Below are 3,750 nucleotides of genomic sequence, written 5' to 3'. Positions count from 1 at the left end.
TTCCGCAGCCTCGCCACGCTCGCCTATGAGGGCCGCCGCCGCTCGCTGTTCGCGGGCGAGTTCGTCGCCGCACTCAAGATGCTCGATCGCGGTGTGCCCCGCGCGCGGATGCGCGGCAGCTGGGCGGGCGCGTTCGGCGGGCCGCAATTCCTGCCGTCGGTGTACCTGCGCCTGGCGCGTGACGGTGACGGCGACGGCTTTGCCGACGTATGGAACAGCGACGCTGATACGCTCGCCTCGATCGGCGCATATCTGCAGGACGCGGGCTGGCGGGCGGGTGAGCCGTGGGGCTTCGCCGTCAGCGTTCCCGCCGATCTGAACCGCGCCGCGTTGCGCACCCGTGTCAGCGCGCCGCGCTGCCCGCGCGTGTTCATCCGCCACTCCGGCTGGCGCTCGATGGCCGAGTGGCGCGCCGTCGGTCTGGTGCCGCAATCCGGTCGCTGGCCCGCTGACGCCGTCCAGGCGACGCTGATCGAGCCGGACGGCGCTGGCGCGACCGCCTATCTGACCACCACCAATTACCGCGCAATCCTCGATTACAACTGCTCCAACTTCTACGCACTGTCGGTCGGGCTGCTCGCCGATGCCGTCGCGCGTTAGTCTAACCCTGGCGCTGCTCCTCGCCGCCTGCGCAGGCGGGCCGGAGGTTCGCGCCGCCTCGGGCAATGAGGAGACCGGCGTCGCGAGCTGGTATGGCGAGGAGCTGGCGGGCCGCCTCACCGCGTCGGGCGAACGCTTCAATCCCGCCGGGCTGACGCTCGCGCATCGAACGCTGCCGCTCGGCACGCTGGTCCAGATCACCGCCGTGGCGACCGGCCGCAGCATCATCGCGCGCGTCAATGATCGCGGCCCGGGTCGCCGCGATCGGCTGGTCGACCTGTCGCGCGGCGCGGCCGTGCTGCTCGGCACCGATCGCAACCCGCTCAGCCCTGTCCGCGTCCGCGTCCTCGCGGCGGGCGAAGGGCGGCCGGGCCTAGTCCGCGCCGGCACGCGTGCGCCCGTCCGGCCGGGCGCGACACCGGCCCCCGGCGGGTATTGGTTGCAAGCGGCGAGCTTCACCTACGCGCCGCGCGCACGAGCACTCGCCGACCGTCTCGGCGGCGAACTCCTCTCAAGCGGCTCGGTCCACCGCGTCCGTCTCGGCCCGTTTCCCACCGCCCGCGCAGCGGCACAGGCGCGTGACGCCGTCGTCGCGCAAGGCTATGCCGACGCGAAACTCATTCCCATGACGCCCGAATACAGAGATACACCATGACCCGCACCCTGCCGTTCGCCGCCCTGCTGCTCGCCGTTCCGTCCGTCGCAGCCGCGCCGCAATTCCCCGCCACCGCGCCGGTCGCGTTCATGCAGGACCTCTCGACCGGAGCCGTCCTGTTCGCGCGCGACGCCGACCGCCGCATGCCGCCCGCCTCGATGGCAAAGATGATGACGGTCTATGTCGCCTTTGACATGATCAAGAAGGGCGAGCTCAAGCTCGACCAGACCTTCCCCGTCCGTCCGGAGACGTGGCGGCAATGGCACGGCCCGCAGGCAGGCTCGACCATGTTCCTGTCGGTCGACGAGCAGGTCAGCGTCGACAATCTGCTGAAGGGCATCGTCACGTTATCTGGCAACGACGCCTGCGTCGTGCTCGCCGAGGGTGTCTCGGGCACCGAACAAAGTTTCGCCGACCGCATGAACGAAGCTGCCAAGCGACTCGGCCTCACCAATAGCCATTTCGGCAACTCGAACGGCTGGCCCGACAACGGCGTCACCTATGTCACCGCGCGCGACCTCGCGACGTTGGCGGCCGCGACGATCCGCGACCACCCGCAGCTCTACAAGCGGTTCTATTCGCTCAAGGAATTCAGCTGGGGCAAGACCCTGGGCGCGGGTGCTGCGATCACGCAGGCGAATCGCGACCCGCTGCTCGGCCGCGTCGCGGGTGCGGACGGGCTGAAGACCGGGCATACCGAGGAGGCGGGCTATGGCTTCACCGGCTCGGCCGAGCAGAACGGGCGGCGGCTGGTGATGGTTATCGCCGGACTGACGAGCTTTAACGGGCGGATCGACGAGTCGGTCAAGTTCATGGACTGGGGTTTTCGCGCTTGGCAGGCCAAGCCGATCGTCGCCGCTGGCCGGCGCGTGGCCGCAGCCGAGGTGCAGCTGGGCGAGGAGAGCGAGGTCGGCCTTGTCGCGCCGCGCGAGCTGAAGGTTGCGCTGCCCTCGGGCGCGGTGCCGGTGCTGGCGGCGCGCGTCGTCTACCAAGGCCCGCTCCGCGCCCCGATCGCGAAGGGTCAGCAGGTCGCCGAACTGGTGATCACCAGCCCCGGTTTGCCCGAACAGCGCCTGCCGCTGGTCGCCGAGGCGGCGGTCGGAGAGGCCGGCTTCTTCGGTCGCGCCTGGGCCGGCCTGACGGGGATGTTCGGCTGAAGTACCTCCGTCAGTCGGCCTTGAGCCGGGATCGGACGTGCCGCAGGCAGCACGCTCGCGACCAGCGTTGTGCCGGTCGCTCGATGGATTCCGGGTCAAGCCCGGGATGACGAAGTGATTTGACTTCCATCATCGGCAACACCGCCGCGCAGGATGCGTTCGCCGCCGCGCTCGCGGGCGACACGCTCCACCACGCTTGGCTCCTCGCCGGACCAAAGGGCGTCGGCAAAGGCAGCTTCGCCCGGCAAGCCGCCGCCCGTTTGGTCGGCGGTGGCGCGCAGCGCGACGATCTGATCGCCGCGCGCGCGCACCCCGACTACCGGCTGGTCGAGCGCGAGCAGTGGGAGACTGGCAAGAAGGACGTGCTCACCCCCTATGACGAACGCAAGGAGGGCGAAGCGCCGGCGCGGTCGATCCGCGTCGTGCAGATCCGCTGGCTGCGCCAGGCCCTCACCGTCCGACCGTCGATGGGGGAGCGCCGCGCCGTCATCATCGACGCCGCGGACGACCTCGAGCCGGGCGGCGCGAACGCGCTGCTCAAGAGCCTGGAAGAGCCGCCGCCCGGCACGGTCTTCCTGCTCGTCAGCCACGCGCCCGGCCGGTTGTTGCCGACGATCCGCTCGCGCTGTCGGCTGCTGCGTTTCGGCCTGCTCGACGAGGCCGACATGTCCTCTGCGTTGCGCAGCGCAGACCCGTCGCTCGACCCCGACGAGGTCGCAGCGCTGGTCGAGGCGGGGGAGGGCGCCCCCGGCCGCGCACTCCGCTTCGCTGGTCTGGACGTGAAGGGCCTCGACGCCGCGATCGCAGCGATCGCCGCTGACGGCGACCCGGACAACGCACGGCGCAGCGCGCTTGCCCGTGCCCTCGCCGGCAAGGCGGCGCAACCGCGTTACGAAGCGTTCCTCGACCGTGCACCCAGCTTCATCGCCCGCGCCGCACGTCGCCGCTCCGGACCCGCACTCGCCCAGACGCTCGACGCGCACACAAAGGCCCGAGACATGGCCGGCGCGGCGGTCGGCCTGTCGCTCGATCAGCAGGCGACGGTCTGGGAAATGTCCGGCATCCTGGCAGGGCTGCCGCGCCCCTAGCCCTCTCCCGAAAGCGGGAGAGGGACAGCTCTCGTAGCGAGCAGGATGAGGTCACGACGGGGGTTCGAGGGCTGGCGTCCTGATCTCCCTTCAGGCCCTCACCGTGGCAGCTTCGCTGCCTGTCCTCTCCCGCGTGCGGGAGAGGGGTTGGAGGTTCACCCCCGCGCCACCCTCTGCTACCGCGCCCCACATGGCCGACCCCTTCTACATAACGACTGCGATCCACTACCCCAACGGCCGCCCGCATATC

At 70.6% G+C, this 3,750-nt stretch carries 4 protein-coding genes; all 4 read left to right on the top strand.

The window, feature by feature from the left end:
• Positions 1–600, top strand: a 600-nt coding sequence (locus tag JWN21_RS09755) for a lytic transglycosylase domain-containing protein (RefSeq protein ID WP_299649095.1), incomplete at its 5' end; no start/stop codon positions are given.
• Positions 584–1,255, top strand: coding sequence for an SPOR domain-containing protein (locus JWN21_RS09750; protein WP_299649092.1), 672 nt, complete (start codon positions 584–586; stop codon positions 1,253–1,255). The genes JWN21_RS09755 and JWN21_RS09750, both read left to right, overlap by 17 nt.
• Complete coding sequence (locus tag JWN21_RS09745) at positions 1,252–2,412, top strand: D-alanyl-D-alanine carboxypeptidase family protein (RefSeq protein ID WP_299649089.1); 1,161 nt, start codon at positions 1,252–1,254, stop codon at positions 2,410–2,412. Before JWN21_RS09750 ends, JWN21_RS09745 begins: the two co-directional genes overlap by 4 nt.
• Before the next feature lie 119 nt (positions 2,413–2,531).
• Positions 2,532–3,500 carry a DNA polymerase III subunit delta' gene (locus tag JWN21_RS09740; protein ID WP_299649086.1) on the top strand — a complete coding sequence of 323 codons (969 nt, stop codon included), beginning with the start codon at positions 2,532–2,534 and terminating at the stop codon, positions 3,498–3,500.
• Positions 3,501–3,750: the final 250 nt, after the last annotated feature.

This window comes from Sphingomonas bacterium (assembly GCF_028292945.1).
Classification (GTDB): Bacteria; Pseudomonadota; Alphaproteobacteria; order Sphingomonadales; family Sphingomonadaceae; genus Sphingomonas.
This window is presented reverse-complemented; position numbering and strand designations above follow the sequence as displayed.

What these genes read in the sequence shown, in the direction of transcription:
- JWN21_RS09750 (WP_299649092.1), top strand. Translation starts at nt 584, where the DNA reads ATGCCGTCGCGCGTTAGTCTAACCCTGGCGCTGCTCCTCGCCGCCTGC.
- JWN21_RS09745 (WP_299649089.1), top strand. Translation starts at nt 1,252, where the DNA reads ATGACCCGCACCCTGCCGTTCGCCGCCCTGCTGCTCGCCGTTCCGTCC.